The sequence below is a fragment of the Aeromonas sp. s13 genome (genome assembly GCF_040907905.1).
Taxonomy (GTDB): Bacteria; Pseudomonadota; Gammaproteobacteria; order Enterobacterales; family Aeromonadaceae; genus Aeromonas; species Aeromonas veronii.
The window spans coordinates 91,199-106,283 of the sequence record NZ_JBFOCS010000081.1 but is presented as its reverse complement, the minus strand read 5'-3'; the positions used below and the strand labels follow the sequence as shown (position 1 = coordinate 106,283).

At 59.6% G+C, this 15,085-nt stretch carries 11 protein-coding genes; 5 read left to right on the top strand and 6 right to left on the bottom strand.

The genetic code is table 11. The annotated features are described in order from the left end of the window. Positions 1–45: 45 nt before the first annotated feature. The 4 genes from oxyR to AB5Y82_RS19000 all read right to left on the bottom strand — a co-directional run bounded on the left by oxyR (position 46) and on the right by AB5Y82_RS19000 (position 4,494). Complete coding sequence (oxyR, locus tag AB5Y82_RS19015; protein ID WP_005354003.1) at positions 46–945, bottom strand: DNA-binding transcriptional regulator OxyR; 900 nt, start codon at positions 943–945, stop codon at positions 46–48. Between the two features lie 156 nt (positions 946–1,101). After that, positions 1,102–2,742, bottom strand: coding sequence for a methyl-accepting chemotaxis protein (locus AB5Y82_RS19010; RefSeq protein WP_019446348.1), 1,641 nt, complete (start codon positions 2,740–2,742; stop codon positions 1,102–1,104). A gap of 172 nt (positions 2,743–2,914) precedes the next feature. Continuing rightward, the gene (locus AB5Y82_RS19005) at positions 2,915–3,559 is read right to left on the bottom strand and encodes a DsbA family protein (protein WP_111900763.1); all 645 of its coding nucleotides are present in this window, start codon (positions 3,557–3,559) and stop codon (positions 2,915–2,917) included. A 74-nt stretch (positions 3,560–3,633) separates the two neighbouring features. Next, positions 3,634–4,494: a Vmh family MBL fold metallo-hydrolase gene (locus AB5Y82_RS19000; protein WP_111900781.1), complete on the bottom strand. Its 861-nt coding sequence runs from the start codon at positions 4,492–4,494 to the stop codon at positions 3,634–3,636. Positions 4,495–4,620: 126 nt separating this feature from the next. Between AB5Y82_RS19000 and AB5Y82_RS18995 the strand changes: the two genes are divergently transcribed. Continuing rightward, positions 4,621–5,520 (top strand): LysR family transcriptional regulator, encoded by a 900-nt coding sequence (locus AB5Y82_RS18995; protein WP_111900764.1) that lies wholly within the window; start codon positions 4,621–4,623, stop codon positions 5,518–5,520. A 66-nt stretch (positions 5,521–5,586) separates the two neighbouring features. Here AB5Y82_RS18995 and AB5Y82_RS18990 read toward each other — a convergent pair whose 3' ends face one another. Next, positions 5,587–6,366, bottom strand: coding sequence for a BPSS1780 family membrane protein (locus AB5Y82_RS18990; protein WP_368174398.1), 780 nt, complete (start codon positions 6,364–6,366; stop codon positions 5,587–5,589). A 302-nt stretch (positions 6,367–6,668) separates the two neighbouring features. Here AB5Y82_RS18990 and AB5Y82_RS18985 point away from each other — a divergent pair, with 302 nt between their 5' ends. Continuing rightward, positions 6,669–7,490 carry a peptidoglycan DD-metalloendopeptidase family protein gene (locus AB5Y82_RS18985; RefSeq protein WP_368174397.1) on the top strand — a complete coding sequence of 274 codons (822 nt, stop codon included), beginning with the start codon at positions 6,669–6,671 and terminating at the stop codon, positions 7,488–7,490. Between the two features lie 73 nt (positions 7,491–7,563). Here AB5Y82_RS18985 and AB5Y82_RS18980 read toward each other — a convergent pair whose 3' ends face one another. Further along, entirely contained in the window at positions 7,564–8,901 is a 1,338-nt protein-coding gene (locus tag AB5Y82_RS18980) for an MATE family efflux transporter (RefSeq protein WP_368174396.1), read from the bottom strand. Positions 8,902–9,056: 155 nt separating this feature from the next. On the opposite strand from AB5Y82_RS18980, the gene mscM reads away from it, so the two are divergent. The 3 genes from mscM (at position 9,057) to AB5Y82_RS18965 (ending at position 15,079) form a co-directional block, all read left to right on the top strand. Further along, positions 9,057–12,338, top strand: a complete 3,282-nt coding sequence (gene mscM / locus AB5Y82_RS18975) for a miniconductance mechanosensitive channel MscM (RefSeq protein ID WP_368174395.1) — start codon at positions 9,057–9,059, stop codon at positions 12,336–12,338. A gap of 24 nt (positions 12,339–12,362) precedes the next feature. Continuing rightward, a complete protein-coding gene (locus tag AB5Y82_RS18970) occupies positions 12,363–13,046 on the top strand; it encodes a glycerophosphodiester phosphodiesterase (RefSeq protein ID WP_368174394.1) in 684 nt (227 codons plus the stop codon). Between the two features lie 155 nt (positions 13,047–13,201). Further along, the gene (locus tag AB5Y82_RS18965) at positions 13,202–15,079 is read left to right on the top strand and encodes a methyl-accepting chemotaxis protein (RefSeq protein WP_005354019.1); all 1,878 of its coding nucleotides are present in this window, start codon (positions 13,202–13,204) and stop codon (positions 15,077–15,079) included. The last annotated feature ends 6 nt before the right edge of the window (positions 15,080–15,085 follow it).

The window sequence follows — 15,085 nt, the reverse complement described above, 5'->3', positions numbered from 1 at the left end:
GCTCTCGCGGCAGAAGCAAAACCGGCAGCCTTGGCTGCCGGTTTTTTATTGGGCCAACTGCTTGCTCATCAGCGTAGCGATCGAGGCGGCCAGCTCGTTGAAACAGGGGCGACGCACCGAGTAGTGGCGATAGAGCAGCGAGATGGTACGCCCCGGCACAGGGTCAACCACCGGCCGATAGCTCACCCCTCCCTCATCATGATCGGCAGGTACGGCCAGCTTTGGTACCAAAGTCATGCCGCTACCGGCGGCCACCATGTTGCGCAGGGTCTCGAGACTGGTGCCTTTGAAGCGTTGATCCTCACCTATCCCGCCAGCGAAACAGAACCCCATCGCCTGATCCCGCAAACAGTGACCATCGGCCAGCATCAGCAATTTCTTGCCCTTTAGATTGCCAAGCGGCACCTGTCTAGCCTGTGCTTCGGGGTGATGGCAAGGCACCGCCAGCCACATCGGCTCATGATAGAGCTGGATTGAACCAAACCCCTCCATCCCCGGCATCTCGGCCAGAATGACGCAGTCCAGCTCCCCCTCTTCCAGCCGCTTGAGCAGGGTTTGGGTCTGCTCCTCATAGAGATAGAACTCCAGCTGGGGAAAACGCTCACGCAGGGTCTGGATAATGCGAGGCAACAGGTAGGGGCCCACGGTCGGAATAAAACCGATATGGATCTCCCCTGACATCGGCTCGGAGAAGTGCTGACCGATGCTCTTTAGCTCGCGCACCTCCTTGAGCACCCGACGAGCCTGATGGGCCATGGCATCACCAGCCGGAGTAAACAGCACCTTGCGCGAGGTACGTTCGATCAGAATGACCCCGAGTTCATCCTCCAGCTTGCGCAGCTGGCCGCTCAGGGTGGGTTGACTGACAAAGCAGCGTTCAGCGGCTTTGCGAAAATGTTTTTCCTCATCCAGCGCCACCAGATATTCGAGATCGCGAAGATTCATACAGCAAGAGTCCTGCCTGGAAAATGGGCCATCAGCATGCACAATATCGTCCGGCGGGACAAGTCATCCACTTGCAGTGAGCCTCTCTGGCTGCCCCTCCAAAACAGAAAAGCCCGATCACCTTGCAGTAATCGGGCTGTTTGACTCGCCGAGGGATTACACCCTGAAACGGCGCACCATATCCTGCAACTGGGTAGCCAAATGGTTCAACTCGTTGCACGCCTGAGCCATCTGGGTGGCACCGGCGGCCACCTCTTCGGAAGCATGACTGATATTGACCACGTTACGGTTGAGCTCCTCGCTCACCGCGCCCTGCTCTTCGGTGGCCGTTGCAATCTGGATGTTCATGTGGGAGATGCTGCTGACCGAGCCACTGATCTGGGAGATAGACTCGCCCGCTTCCCGCGCGGTAGCAACCGTGGTGTTCATCAGCTCCTGACTCTGTTGCATGGTACTGCCGGCCTGTTCGGCACGCTGCTGCAACTCGGCAATGATGGTATTGATCTGGGAGGTAGAGTCCTGAGTGCGCTTGGCCAGAGTACGCACCTCATCCGCCACCACAGCAAACCCCCGTCCTTGCTCACCGGCACGAGCCGCTTCAATCGCCGCATTCAATGCCAGCAGGTTGGTCTGTTCGGCAATACCGCGGATCACCTCCAGCACCATGCCGATATTGCGGCTGTCATCGCCCAGTTGGCGTATCACCACCGCGGTACTCTCGATGGCACCTGCGACCCGTTCAATACGTTGAATGGAGTCATTCACCGTTTGCGCACCAAGTTCGGCCGTTTCACTGGCCGAGGTGGCGGCACTGGCCGCATCGCTGGTGTTGCGAGAGACCTCCTGCACCGTAGCCTGCATCTCGTTCATCGCCGTTGCCAGCTGATTCAGCTCATGTTGCTGAGCATTCATGTTATTGGCTGACTGGCTGGCAACAGAGCTGATCTCCTCCGCGGCGGAACTCAGTTGCACCACAGAGCCCGACACTTCACTCACCAGAGTGCGCAGATTGGTCTGCATTTCACCAAACCCTTTGGCAAGGGTTCCCAGTTCATCATTGTTGAACTGCTGCATATCGATGCGGGAGGTGAGATCACCAGAGGAGACCCGCCGGGTCTGTTCCAGCAACGCCATCACCGGATTGCGGATCTGACCGGTCAGCAGCCAGGCAATTGCCACAACAAAACCCAGCGTCACCAGACTGACAATGACGCTCATGGTTCTGGCACTGCTGTAGAGCGCCTCCACATCTTTTGTCATCTGGGCCGCAATCTCGTTATTGATTTCCCGCAGGCGGAAGGATTTTGCTCCCACCTCCTCCAGCGCGACCCGGGTTTCGTTTTTGCGCAGACTTCTGACTCGCTCCAGATCGCCAGCAGCGAAGGCGCTCAACAGTTGGTCATGCACCGCAAAATACTTGGCCCCCGCCGCAACCACCTGCTCATAAACCTGTTTCTCTTCACCTGTAGTGAAAGCTAAAGCACCGTATTTTTGGGCTGCTTGCTCAAATTCCTGCCTGGCCTTATTGAAGGTCAGGGTGCGATCGCTTACCTCTTGATCATCCTTGTTCAGACCACCGATGACCTGGGCCAGCTCTGAGCGGCGCGCATCCAGAATGGCAACATGCATCTGGCTGGCATAGCGGGTTGACGGCAGCAGGTTGTCAGTAATGGTTTCGGTATCACCATAGAGCTTTGCCAACTGGCTGATGGAGAACCAGGCCAAGCCCAGTACCAGCAGTGCCAGGATGGCGAATCCGGCACTCAGTTTCTGGCCGATAGACATGTTTTTGAACATATGGGGGCTTCCTTGAAATGAGTCTGCACTCCCGCAACATCCGCCGGGAATGGTCACATAGAGCATAGTCTGCAAGCAGAAAGTCGAAGGCTTTCATATCGCTTCTGCATACAGGAATATCGGCCCATTCACTCCACTTCTAAAGAGACCTTGTCCGTTCACATTCTAATAACTATTCCATCAACTCAAGAAGATGCTGACGCAACCCGGCAGGATCGCCCAAAAAGTCAGCCACTCGCACAGCACTCACCTTACCGTTGTGCATCAACCCAAGGGTGGGATAACCCTGACCGCCCAGCCGTTTCATCCAGCCCTGGCTATCTGCCAGATGTTGCAGCAAGGGCGCCAGCAGATAGGATTGCTGGAATGCCTCGGCTGCAATCCCCTGCTCTGCCGCCAGCGTGGCGAGAAATGCCGGCTCACCAATCCAGATCCCGTCCCGATAGTGGGATTGCTGGATCCGGTGCAACATGACCAGCCCATCGCCCCCCAACGCCGTGACGGCCAAAACCGCACGGATCGGCGGCTCGGAGTCCAGCAGACAGCCTTCCCGCAGCAGCAGTTCGTTAAAGTAGCGTTCGCCAAAATGCTGGCCGGTCAGCGCTTCGATCCGCTGATCATGGGGGCGCACATAATCACGCAATGCCTCGCCCATCGGCTGACGGCGACTACCCATCCAGAGACCGCCCGCATGCAGCTCGATCTTGAGTCCGGCCATGGTGGCTGCCGCCTGCAACAGGGGGGCGGCACCGTAGCACCAGCCACAGAGCGGGTCATAGACATAATGGAGGGTGGTTTGTTGTTCGAACATCTTCATTCTCACTTCAATCTCGGATAAAAAACCGGGCCCTTAGGCCCGGTAAAAAACACAGGGAGAGCAGGCTCAGTGGCTTACCACTTCATCTCGCCGGTATTGACCTTGGCACCGATGGCCAGACCATCGTCAACCGGCAGTGCCGGATAGGCTTTCTTCAGAGCCTCAATCAGCTCACCGGAGTTTTTCGCCTTGGCCAGCTCCTGTTCGAAACGCTCTACATAGTCACGGGTAAAGGTCACAGCAGCAGTGCCTTTGGGAGCAGTCCCCAGGAAGTGGCCCGGTACCACGCGCTCGGGTTTCAGGGCCAGCAGGTTGTCCAGCGCCTTGACCCAGTTACTGCGGGCCGCCTTGGTCTGGCTGTCGGCCATCCAGACATGCACCCCGTGGTAGACCGGTACACCACCAAAAGCAGTCTTGATGGAAGGGACCCAGAGGTAGGCATTCGGGGTGTTCATCTCTTTGATCTCAATCTTCTCGCCATCCAGCGTCAGGTGGCTGGCGGTCATCACTTGCGGCACGGTCAGGCTCTTCGGTGCACCCTTCCCGAGGATCGGGCTCCAGTAGCTCAGCTTGGCATCCTTGGTCTGGTTGATGTGGTCAACCACATGCTGATCGGCCAGCACTTTGACATCCGGGAACGCCGCCATGACCGGCTCCAGACCGAAGTAGAAGTCGGGGTCACCGGCACTGATATAGACAGTGGTCAGCTTCTTGCCGCTCTTCTTGATCATGTCGACCAGCGCCTGACCATTTTGCACGTCGAATTGGGCATCGATCAGGATGGCCTCTTTGTCACCGGTCACCAGTGAGGAGGAGACCGGGAAGATCGCCTTCTCGCCAGGGTTGTAGACGGTCACGCTCAGGGGGGCGGCCAGTGCGGCGCCACTCAGCAGGGTGGTCGCCAGAGTCAGGTTGCGGATCAGGGTGTTGTTCATCATCTATTCCTCATTAAGTATTCGGGGGTTCATTTGATGGACACAGTGTATTAGATCACTTAAGGTGCAAATACAGCATAAAAAGCGCATCACTGTTGCACATATCGAACATATAGAGAGCCATACATGGATCGACTGACCGCCTTGCGGGTCTTTGTCAGCGTAGTCGAACAAGGGAGCCTGAGCGGCGCCGGAGAGAAACTGGATATGTCGCGCGCCATGGTGTCGCGCTATCTGGCCGAGCTGGAGAGCTGGATGGGCGCCCGCCTGCTGCACCGCACCACCCGTCGTCTGAGCCTGACAGGGTCAGGAGAGGAGGCGCTGAACCGGGCCCGCGCCATGCTGGCACTCGGCGAAGAGATGGAGCAGATCGCGGTGAAGGGAGATGACGCCCCCAAGGGACAACTGCGGATCACCAGCAGCTACTCCCTGTCAGAAGCGCTGCTGGTCGGGGCTGCCAACGACTATCTGGCGCAATACCCGGGGACGGCCATCGACATTCTGCTGCTCGACAGAACCGTCAATCTGGTAGAGGAGCGGATCGATCTGGCGGTGCGCATCACCAACGACCTCGACCCCAATCTGGTGGCACGCCGTCTCGGCACCTGCCACTCGGTAGTCTGTGCCAGCCCGGCCTATCTGGCCCGTCATCCGATGCCACACAAGGTGCAGGATTTGGCGCTGCACAACTGCCTCACCTACACCTACTTCGGCAAGAGCCTGTGGGAGTTCAATGGACCGGACGGTCCCGAGTCAGTGCCGGTCAGCGGTAACCTGAGCGCCAATATCTCCAACCTGCTACTGGAAGCAACGCTGGAAGGCGCAGGGATCAGCCTGCAACCCCGCTACTCGGCCCAACCCTATCTGGAGCGCGGAGAACTGGTGCCCCTGCTGACCGACTGGCAGCCCAAGCGGCTCGGGGTCTACGGGGTGTATGCTACCCGCAAACAGATGTCGCCACTGCTGCGCAGCTTCCTCGATTTTCTGCTGGCACGCATGGCGGCGGATCCCATCTGGCAGGAGTAAGCACACCTCAAACCCGATCATGAAGAAGGGGCCGCTGCGGGCCCCTTCTTCACTCTGATCCCTTGATCAGGCTTCAAATCCGAATGGTTCTGAGTGCGGTGCTTCCGACTGCGCACTCTCGTCCAGGAAAATATCCCGATAAGCCACATAGATGGAGTAGTTGAGCGCCGGGATCACCACCAGCAGACCTACCAGCAACAGCACAGCGCCAAACAGCAACAACATGGCTGAGAGCAGCCCCCACCAGAAGAAGGGAAAAATATTGCGCCAGCAGCCGAAGAAGCTCAGCCGTACCGCCTGGATGATGCCGATATCGTGGTGGTAGATCAGCGCCGGAGCAAAGGTGACCCCCATCAGCACGGGAATGATGAGCAGCATCCCCACCAGCAATACCAGCAGCAGTTGTTGCAACTGGCTGGCTGAGACCACCATGCTCTCGGGATCCTGCGTCAACAGCGGGAGCAGCCCCCACATGGAGAGCAGACCGAGACAGACGAGGCCAACCAGGCTAAACAGCAGCAACACCAGCAGACCGCCTAGCATCAGCGGGGTCAGCTTGTGGCGAAAACCGGCGAAGAGATCGGCAAACTGCAGCGGCTCACCCCGATAACCCCGAGCGGCGACCGCCACCCAACCCGCGCCCCACACCATGTAGAGCAGCTGGGAGATAAGGCCACCCGCCGGCAGTTGCTCCAGCAGCATGCCCACCATAAACCAGACCAGCACCATGGCTACGCTGATCCCCATCCCCTTGTTGAAGATATCGAACCCGCTGCGAACCCAGAGCCAGCCACGACCTGTCGTGTACCGAGCCGGTGTGGTGCGCAAAGGGGGTAATCCGTTCATATCGTCTCCTCGGAGTATCGGTGGCATCAGTGCCGGAAGCCGATTCTAGAGCCAGAGCGGGGGCGACTCAATGGCGAAGCGGCCCGACCACGACATAAAACCTGACGCAGCTATGCACAAAAGGGGCGTCAGCCACGCCCCGCCACTGGCTGCCCCGACCATAACGAGGCACAATCTGTCCCCTCCTCCAGCCGCGCCTGTCGTGGCCAGCATGTCGTGATCACCCTTTAGTGATCGGCGAATGCCGGACAGGGGGTTGTCATCCCGCCATCCCGGGCGTTTTAACATCGAGTGGTATCGTCATGAGAGTTGTGTGTTGTCTGTTGTTGTTACTGGCCAGCCAGTCAGCCCTGGCCGAGGGTTTTGTCAGTCGCCTGCTCAACCATCCGGTGCCGGGTGGCGTTGCGGTGATCCCTCTTGGCGCGTCACCCACTGCCCCCACGGCCCGCTATCACGACAAACCCGTGCTGGTAGTGCGCGAAGACAACCAGTGGATCGCCATCGTCGGCATCTCTCTGAAAAGCACGCCCGGCGCCCAGCAACTGACCACAGGTGATGGCCGTACTCTCGACTTCACCGTGACCCCCAAGCACTACCGCGAGCAGCACATCAAGCTCAAGAACAGCCGTCAGGTCAATCCGCTCGCCGAAGATATGACCCGTATCAACCGCGAGCTGGCGGAGCAAACCCGAGCTTACCAGACCTTCAGCCCCAACCAGCCGAGCAACCTGATGTTCGACAAGCCGGTCAACGGCCGCCTCTCCAGCCCGTTTGGCCTGCGTCGCTTCTTTAATGGCGAGGAGCGCAACCCCCACTCCGGCCTCGACTTCGCCGTGGGCGCCGGCACCCCGATCAAGTCCCCCGCCGCCGGCAAGGTGATCCTGATCGGCAACTACTTCTTCAATGGCAATACCGTCTTTGTCGACCACGGTCAGGGGCTCATCAGCATGTTCTGCCACATGTCGAAGATCGATGTGAAGCTCGGTCAGAGCCTGCCGCGTGGCGGCATCGTCGGGCGAGTCGGCTCAACCGGCCGCGCTACCGGCCCCCATATGCACTGGAACGTCAGCCTCAACGACACCCGGGTCGATCCCGCCATCTTTATCGGTGCCTTCAAGCCCTGAATCGGCAGAGCCCGTTAACAAAACAGGCAGCCCATGGCTGCCTGTCTGCTATCTGCACGTCGAACCTGATTACCTATCCGGCCAGCGCGTGGGCGCCGGACTCCCGACGCATCGCACGCCACATCACCAACACCAGCAGCGAGCTGCACGTTGGCAATGCCAGCCAGACCCCGGGCACGCCCCACAGGGTCGAGAATCCCCACAAGAAACCGCCGATCAGCACCAGCTTGCCGCCGGTGAGCAGGGAGGCGATGCGAGCCCGATTGATGGCCTGGAAGTAGGTAGCCCCCACCAGCAGCAAGCCCTCCATCGGCAGCCCCCAGAAGTAGAGCCAGATCCCGAGGCTCGCCACCGGCAGCAAGGTGGCGTTGTCGCCGGCAAACAGATAGACCGCCGCCTCCGGCCACAGATAAAGCGGGAACATGGCGCACAGGGCGATCCCCAACGTCACTCCGAGTGCCAGATTGCGGATCCTCAGCACCCGCCGCCAGTGACCGGCGCCCGCGTTAAAGCTGGCGATGGGCTGGATACCCATGGCGATACCCTCAAACACCAGATAGAAGAAGGCCTCGGTGTAACTGATCACCCCGTAGGCCGCCACATGCAGCGAAGTACCCACCGCCAGCAACGCCTTGTTGTGCAGCGCCAGCACTACCGAGAGATAGAGGTACATCAGAAAACTGGATATCCCGAGGCGCACCGTTTCGCCCATCAGCCGCAGATCGGGGCGCAAGGTGTCCCAACTTATCCGCAGTTGGCTACGCGGCGTGAAGAAGTGCCACAGGCAGGCAAGGCCCGTCACCGCCTGGGAGAGCATAGTGGCCGTCGCTACCCCGGCAAGTCCGAACGGAAACACTACCATCAGCAGATAGTCGAGCAGCACGTTGAGCAGCCCCCCGACTACCATGATGAGGGTGACAAATCCGGGGCGGCCATCGTTGCGCAGCAGCGAGCTGAACGCCATCGACAGCACCGCAAAGACGCCCAGCCAGGCGTAGGCCTGCAGGTAGGAGAGCCCGGCGGTGAAGATCTCCCCCTCCGCCCCCATCCAGGCCAGCATGGGCTCGCCATAACGGATCCCGATAAAACTGAGCACTGCCGAGGCCAGCAACACCATCACCAGGGCATTGCCGACGATATGGCGGGCTTTGGCCGGGTTGCCCTGCCCCAGATAGAAGGAGACCAGCGACGAGGCCCCCATGCCGATCAGCGCCCCCACCGCATAGAGCACGGCGCAGATGGGATAAGCCAGCATCAGACCGGCCATGCCATCCTGACCCAGCACATGGCCAACGAAGATGCCATCGATGGTGACATAGATGCCGGTGATCAGCATGGCCGCCACGGTCGGGGTTACGTAACGCCAGAAAAGACGAGATAGCGGGGCTGTGCCCAGATCAACAGCTGACATATTCGACTCGGTGGAGAGAAAGCGGCCGGGATCATAGCGAAACGGCAGCACGACTTCCTGTTATTTGTGTTATGAATCATTAATATAGACTGCTTTACCCGCCTCCCTGCCCTGTTTTAGGCTAGGGCCACCTCTTCTGAACGGAAACGAGCCTCATGTTGCAACGCCTGCTCACCCTCTTGCTGTTCTCCCTTCTCTTGTTGCCGCCAACCGTGCGCGCCGACGATGCCATTGCCCAGGCCGAATCCCTGTTGCAGAGCGTGCCCAAGAGCGATACCCCGGAAAACCAGAAGCTGCGGGAGAGCTACCAGCAAGCGCTGCAATTTGCCAGAGAGGCCGAGCGCTACCGGGAGCAGAGCAAAGCCTATCAGCAGATCCTTATCGATTACCCCAAGGAGTCGGCACGGCTCAAGGAGAGCCTGCACAACTATCAGCCCGCCGCTCGCCCGCCGCTGGCGAGCCTCAAGGAGGAGGCGCTGCGCCAGGCCATTGGCCTTAGCAGCAACCGCCAGCTCAACCTGCGCAAGGAGCGGCAGGGGGTAATGGACAGCCTCAACCAGCTGGAGAGCACCGGGCAGGAGTATCACCTGCGGGTGGATGATCTGCGCAAACAGCTGCAACTGACCCGCAGCCAGCTGGAGCGACTGAGCTTCAGCAGCGAATCGGATCGCCAGCAGGAGGCACAACTGCTGCTGACCAGAATGAAGGAGCAGAGCCTCTCCGACCGGATCCAGATGCTGGAGCTGGAGCAGCTCTCGGCCCAGCAGCGCAACGATCTCGGCAAGCTGAAACTGCAGGAGCTCAATCTGGCCATCGCCGACGAGGATGAGTGGCAAGCCAGCCTGCTGACCCAGCAGAACCAGCTGCGGCGGGAGAAGACCGAGCAGGCGCTGGAGGAGAGCGAACGGCTGCGCAAACAGCTCACCACCGACATGCCGCTGCTGTTGGAGCAGCAACAGCAGAATCAGGCGCTCTCCATCCAGCTCGGCACACTGGAAGATCAGATTGAGCGGGTGCTGGATGAGCAGCGCAGCGTCGACAAAAATCTGTTTGAGCTGAATGAGCTGGTCAACTCGGTGCGCGAACAGCTGGAGTGGCTGCAGATCAGTAATGCCTACGGCGAGAACCTGCGCAGTAAACTCTCCGATCTGCCCCCCCAGTTCCCCCTCGACAAGCTGGAGTCCGCCATCGTCAGCGCCCGCATGGCCAAGTACCAGTACGAGAGCGAGCAGGATGGGCTCAAGGATACCCGCCAGCTGCGCGACAAGCTGATGGCCGAAGAGGAGGTGACGCTGGATCGGCCACAGCAAGCGGTGCTCGACAACCTGCTCAAGGCTCGGCGCCAACTGCTGACCCGGCTCAACGACGCCTCCGACACCCTCATTCAGGAGCAGACCCGTCTCAAGCTGCTCTACAGCCGTCAGAACAGCAAGATCGACGAGATCCGTGAAATAAGCGCCAGCCACCTGTTCTGGATGCCGGATGTGCGCCCCTTTACCCCACAGGTCATGCTCGGCATTCCCGCCGCGCTGACTCTGGCCTTCAACCCGGACAACTGGTTGCAACTGCCCTACGCCATCGCAGAAAACAGCCCGCTGAGCCTCACGCTGGCCGGTATTGGTCTGCTGGTGCTGGCCTGGAGCTGGTTCAAGTTGGCCCGTCACCTGAGCCTCTATTGCGACCATATTGCGCCGCGGATCGGCAAGGTAACTCAGGACAAATTCAGCCTCACCAGCCGCTTGCTGCTGCGCTCCCTGCTTGCCGCCCTCCCCTTGCCCGCCATGGTGCTGATGGTGCGCGGCCTGCTCGAAGGGGCCTGGCAATACCCGTTTGCGGTGGCGGTGGCGCGCGGTCTTGGCGAGATCTGGTTTCTGCTGCTGGCGCTGGTGATGGCCCGCCATCTGACGCTGGAGCGGGGGATTTTGATCCACCACTTCCGCTGGCCCCGGGAACAGGTGCAAAAGGTATGGGGGCAGTTTCGCACCCTGCTGCTGGTGCTGATCCCGAGTTTCTTCGTGCAGGGGATGGCCAACAGTTATCAGGAGCACGCCTTCTACGACTCCCTCGGCCGGATGGCCTTCATGATCGGTGCACTCTGGCTGCTGCTCTTCTTTGCCCGTCTCAACCGGGAGCGGCTGCCACTCACCTGGGGCCAGACCGATATGACCAAGCCCCATCTGCTGCACCACTTCATCTGGAACAGCCTGATGCTGGCGCCGCTGCTAGCGGTGATTGGCGCCCTGTTTGGCTACTTTTATACCTCGCGCACCCTGCTGCGCCAGCTGGAGCTTAGCCTGCTGATGGGGCTGGGTTGCCTGCTGGTCTACTATCTGGCCAGACGCTGGATGCTGATCCAGCGCCGCCGCCTTGCCTTCGAGCGCGCCAAGAGCAAGCGGGCCGAGATCCTGGCCCAGCGCGGCAGGGAAGAGGGGCATGACGAGCTCAGCTCCGAGACCCCGGACGTGGTGGAAGAGACTGAGCTGGATCTCGATACCATCAGCGCCCAGTCGCTGGGACTGGTGCGCACCCTGCTGATGCTGGGCTTCACCATGCTGGTGGTGGTGCAATGGTCGGATCTCAACTCCGCCTTCAGCTTCCTCAGCAATATCGAGGTGTGGCAGGTGAGCAGCAAGATTGGCGGCATCGAGCAGCTCTCGGCCATCACCTTGCAGGATCTGATGCTGACCGCCTTCGTTTTCATTCTGACCGTGGTGACAGCCCGCAACCTGCCGGGGCTGATGGAGCTGACCCTGCTGCAACACCTCAGCCTCTCCCCGGGTACCGGCTTTGCCCTCACCACCACCAGCAAGTATCTGGTGATCCTGATCGGCGCCCTCACCGGCTTCTCCATGCTCGGCATCGACTGGTCGAAGACCCAGTGGCTGGTCGCCGCCCTCTCGGTGGGGCTGGGTTTCGGTCTGCAGGAGATCTTCGCCAACTTTGTCTCCGGCCTCATCATACTGTTTGAGAAGCCGATCCGGCTCGGTGACACCGTCACCATCCGCGATCTCACCGGCACAGTCACCAAGATCAAGACCCGGGCCACCACCATAGTGGATTGGGATCGCAAGGAGATCATCGTGCCCAACAAGGCCTTCATCACCGAGCAGTTCATCAACTGGTCGCTCTCCGATGCCATCACCCGGGTCAAACTGCGGATCCGGATCGGCCTGACCCGGGATCCGAAACTGGTGCAGCGCATTCTGGAAGAGTCCATCCAGGCATCGACCCTGGTATTGGAGACGCCGACGCCAGAGGTCTTCCTGATCGAATTCACCGACTCGGCACTGATCTACGAGATCCGCCTCTACGTCAACAACATGGATCACCGGATGCCCATCACTCACGAGGTTCACTCGCTGGTGCTGGAGAAGATGCAGCAGCAGGGACTTACCCTGCCCCATCAACAGATCGACATTCACCTGAGCCGCGGCTGACCCGCGAGGTAAAAGGAGCAGAACATGCAGATTATTGCCCATCGTGGCGCCAGCGGTCTGGCACCGGAGAACACCCTAAAGGCGATGGCCAAAGCGCTGGAGCTGGGAGCATCAGCCATCGAGATCGACGTGCAGGCGGCCGATGGCGAGTTGTGGATCTTCCACGACCGGCGGCTGGAGCGCTGCACCAATGGCAAGGGGGTGCTGACCGAGCAATCCCGCTCCTATCTGGAGCAGCTCGATGCCGGTGAGGGAGAGGTGATCCCGACCCTGTGGCAGGTGATGGAGATCATCGCCGGACGCTGCGAGTTGCACATCGAGCTCAAGGGGGCTCATACCGCCGATGCGGTGGCAGCCCTGACCCGACGGGCAGAAGCCGAGCTGGGCTTTACTCCCGGCCAGTGGGTGGTCTCCTCCTTCCATCACCCGGAGCTGGCCCGATTTGCCGCCTTGCGGCCCGATATCCGGCTCGGTGCCCTGACCGCCAACCTGCCGCTCAACCTGGCGCAGTTTGCCGACAAGCTGGGAGCCTGGTCCATCAATTGCGATGTTGATTTTATCGACGCCGCGCTGGTCGATGATGCACATCGCCGGGGGCTCAAAGTTCTGGTTTATACCGTTGATTATCCAGAAGATTATGAAACGCTCTCTAGCATGGGGGTCGATGGAGTCTTCACCAATCGACCAGATCGTTTTCTGACACAGTGAGGGGGCGATACGCGCATGGATAACCACTGATTTAGGCACTAACTTTAAATAGCTGACCGGGATACAAAGAGTTCAACTTCAGCCGATAAACAGAGGCTCATAACAATAACTAGATTCCACACACACTTCAGACTGACGCTCACAAGGATGTAACTATGAACTTATCCATTAAAAACAAGCTTGTTCTGGCTATCGGGGTCATCATTCTGGTGATCACCTGCCTGCAGGTCTGGTACAACACCTCGCAACTGCGCAGCGAGACCCAGCGACTGGTCTGGAACATCATCGACGAAAGCTCCATGGCCAACGTCAAGGGGATCTCCCGCTGGGTCGACTCCCGGATCAGCATGGTCAGCACCACCAAGGAAGCATTCGCCAAAGAAGACGAGCCCATCAGTCATCTGGCCCAGTCCATGAATGCCGGTGGCTTCGACCTGGTCTATGCCGGTACCGCAGACGGCAAGATGATCCAGAGCAAACCAACCGATTTGCCCGCCGGTTATGACCCACGTCAACGCCCCTGGTACAAGGACGCGGCCGCCGCAGGCAAGCTGGTCATTACAGCCCCCTATGCCGACATCTCCACCGGCCAGCTGATTGTTACCATTGCCGAGCCGTTCCAGCGCGGCAATACTCAGGGGGTCATCGCCGGTGACGTCTCCATCAGCTCACTGATCTCGGACATTCTGGCGGTCACCACCGAGGGCACCTACGCCATGCTGGTGGACAGCAATGGCACCATCATCGCGCACCCCGATGCCTCCCTGAGCCTGAAATCCGCCACCGCTCTGGCACCGGAACTGACTGCGGCCTACATCAATCAGGTCGCCCATGACGGAATGATCAACGAGCTGGTGATCAGCGGCAAGAAAGAGGTCTACGACTTTAATGCCATTCCCAATACCAACTGGTATTACGGCATGATGGTGGATGAAGAGATCGCCTACCAGTCGGTACGCCGCATGGTTACCTCCTCCCTCATTCAGGGGCTTATCACCATACTGATCGTTGCAGGCTTCTCCTATGTCGCCATCAACAGCTCGCTGGCCCCTCTGAAAACCCTGGGCGAAGCGATTGCCGATCTCTCCCGTGGCAACGGCGATCTGACCCGCCGGATCAAGATTGAACGTGAGGATGAGGTGGGCGCGGTTGCCAAACACGTCAACACCTTCATCGAGCGGATCCATGTGATGGTGCAGGATATCTCCAACTCCTCCGGCCAGCTCAACCAGCAGGCCAAGTCCTCCCACAGCATGGCGGAGAAGGCCAATCAGGGGCTGGCACGCCAGCAAAACGAGATCTCCCAGATCGCCACTGCGGTACACGAGATGTCAGCCACCGCAGTCGAGGTCGCCAGCAACGCCGAGCAGACCGCCGAAGCGGCCCGCAGCTCCTCCAGCAGCTGCGAGCATGGCAAACAGGTGATCGCCCGCAACCAGCGCTCCATCACCGATCTGGCCACCCAGGTGGAACAGGCCTCCAACATCATTCAGGAACTGGAGAAAAACGCTCAGGAGATCAACACCATCCTCTCCACCATTCAGGGCATCGCCGAGCAGACCAACCTGCTGGCACTCAACGCCGCCATCGAAGCGGCACGTGCCGGTGAACAGGGCCGCGGCTTTGCAGTGGTAGCCGACGAGGTGCGCGTCCTGTCACAGCGTACCCACAGCTCCACCGTCGAGATCCGCAATATGATCGAAACCCTGCAACGCAATACCCAGGGAGCGGTCAGCACCATGCACGAAGGCCAGCTGCTGGCCCAGAACAGCGTGGATGACGCCAACAACGCCACCCATGCGCTGGAGCAGATCACCACCTCGATCAACCAGATCTCCGACATGGCGACCCAGATCTCCAGCGCGGCTGAAGAGCAGCGGGCCGTCACCGATGAGGTAAGTCGCAACATTCAGGCAGTGAAAGATGTCTCGGACGAACTGGCAGTGGATGCAGACAGCTCACGCCATCTCTCTGAACAACTTAAAAATATTTCGGGTGAACTGAGCAATCAGGTAGGCATGTTCCGCATTTGAGCATGA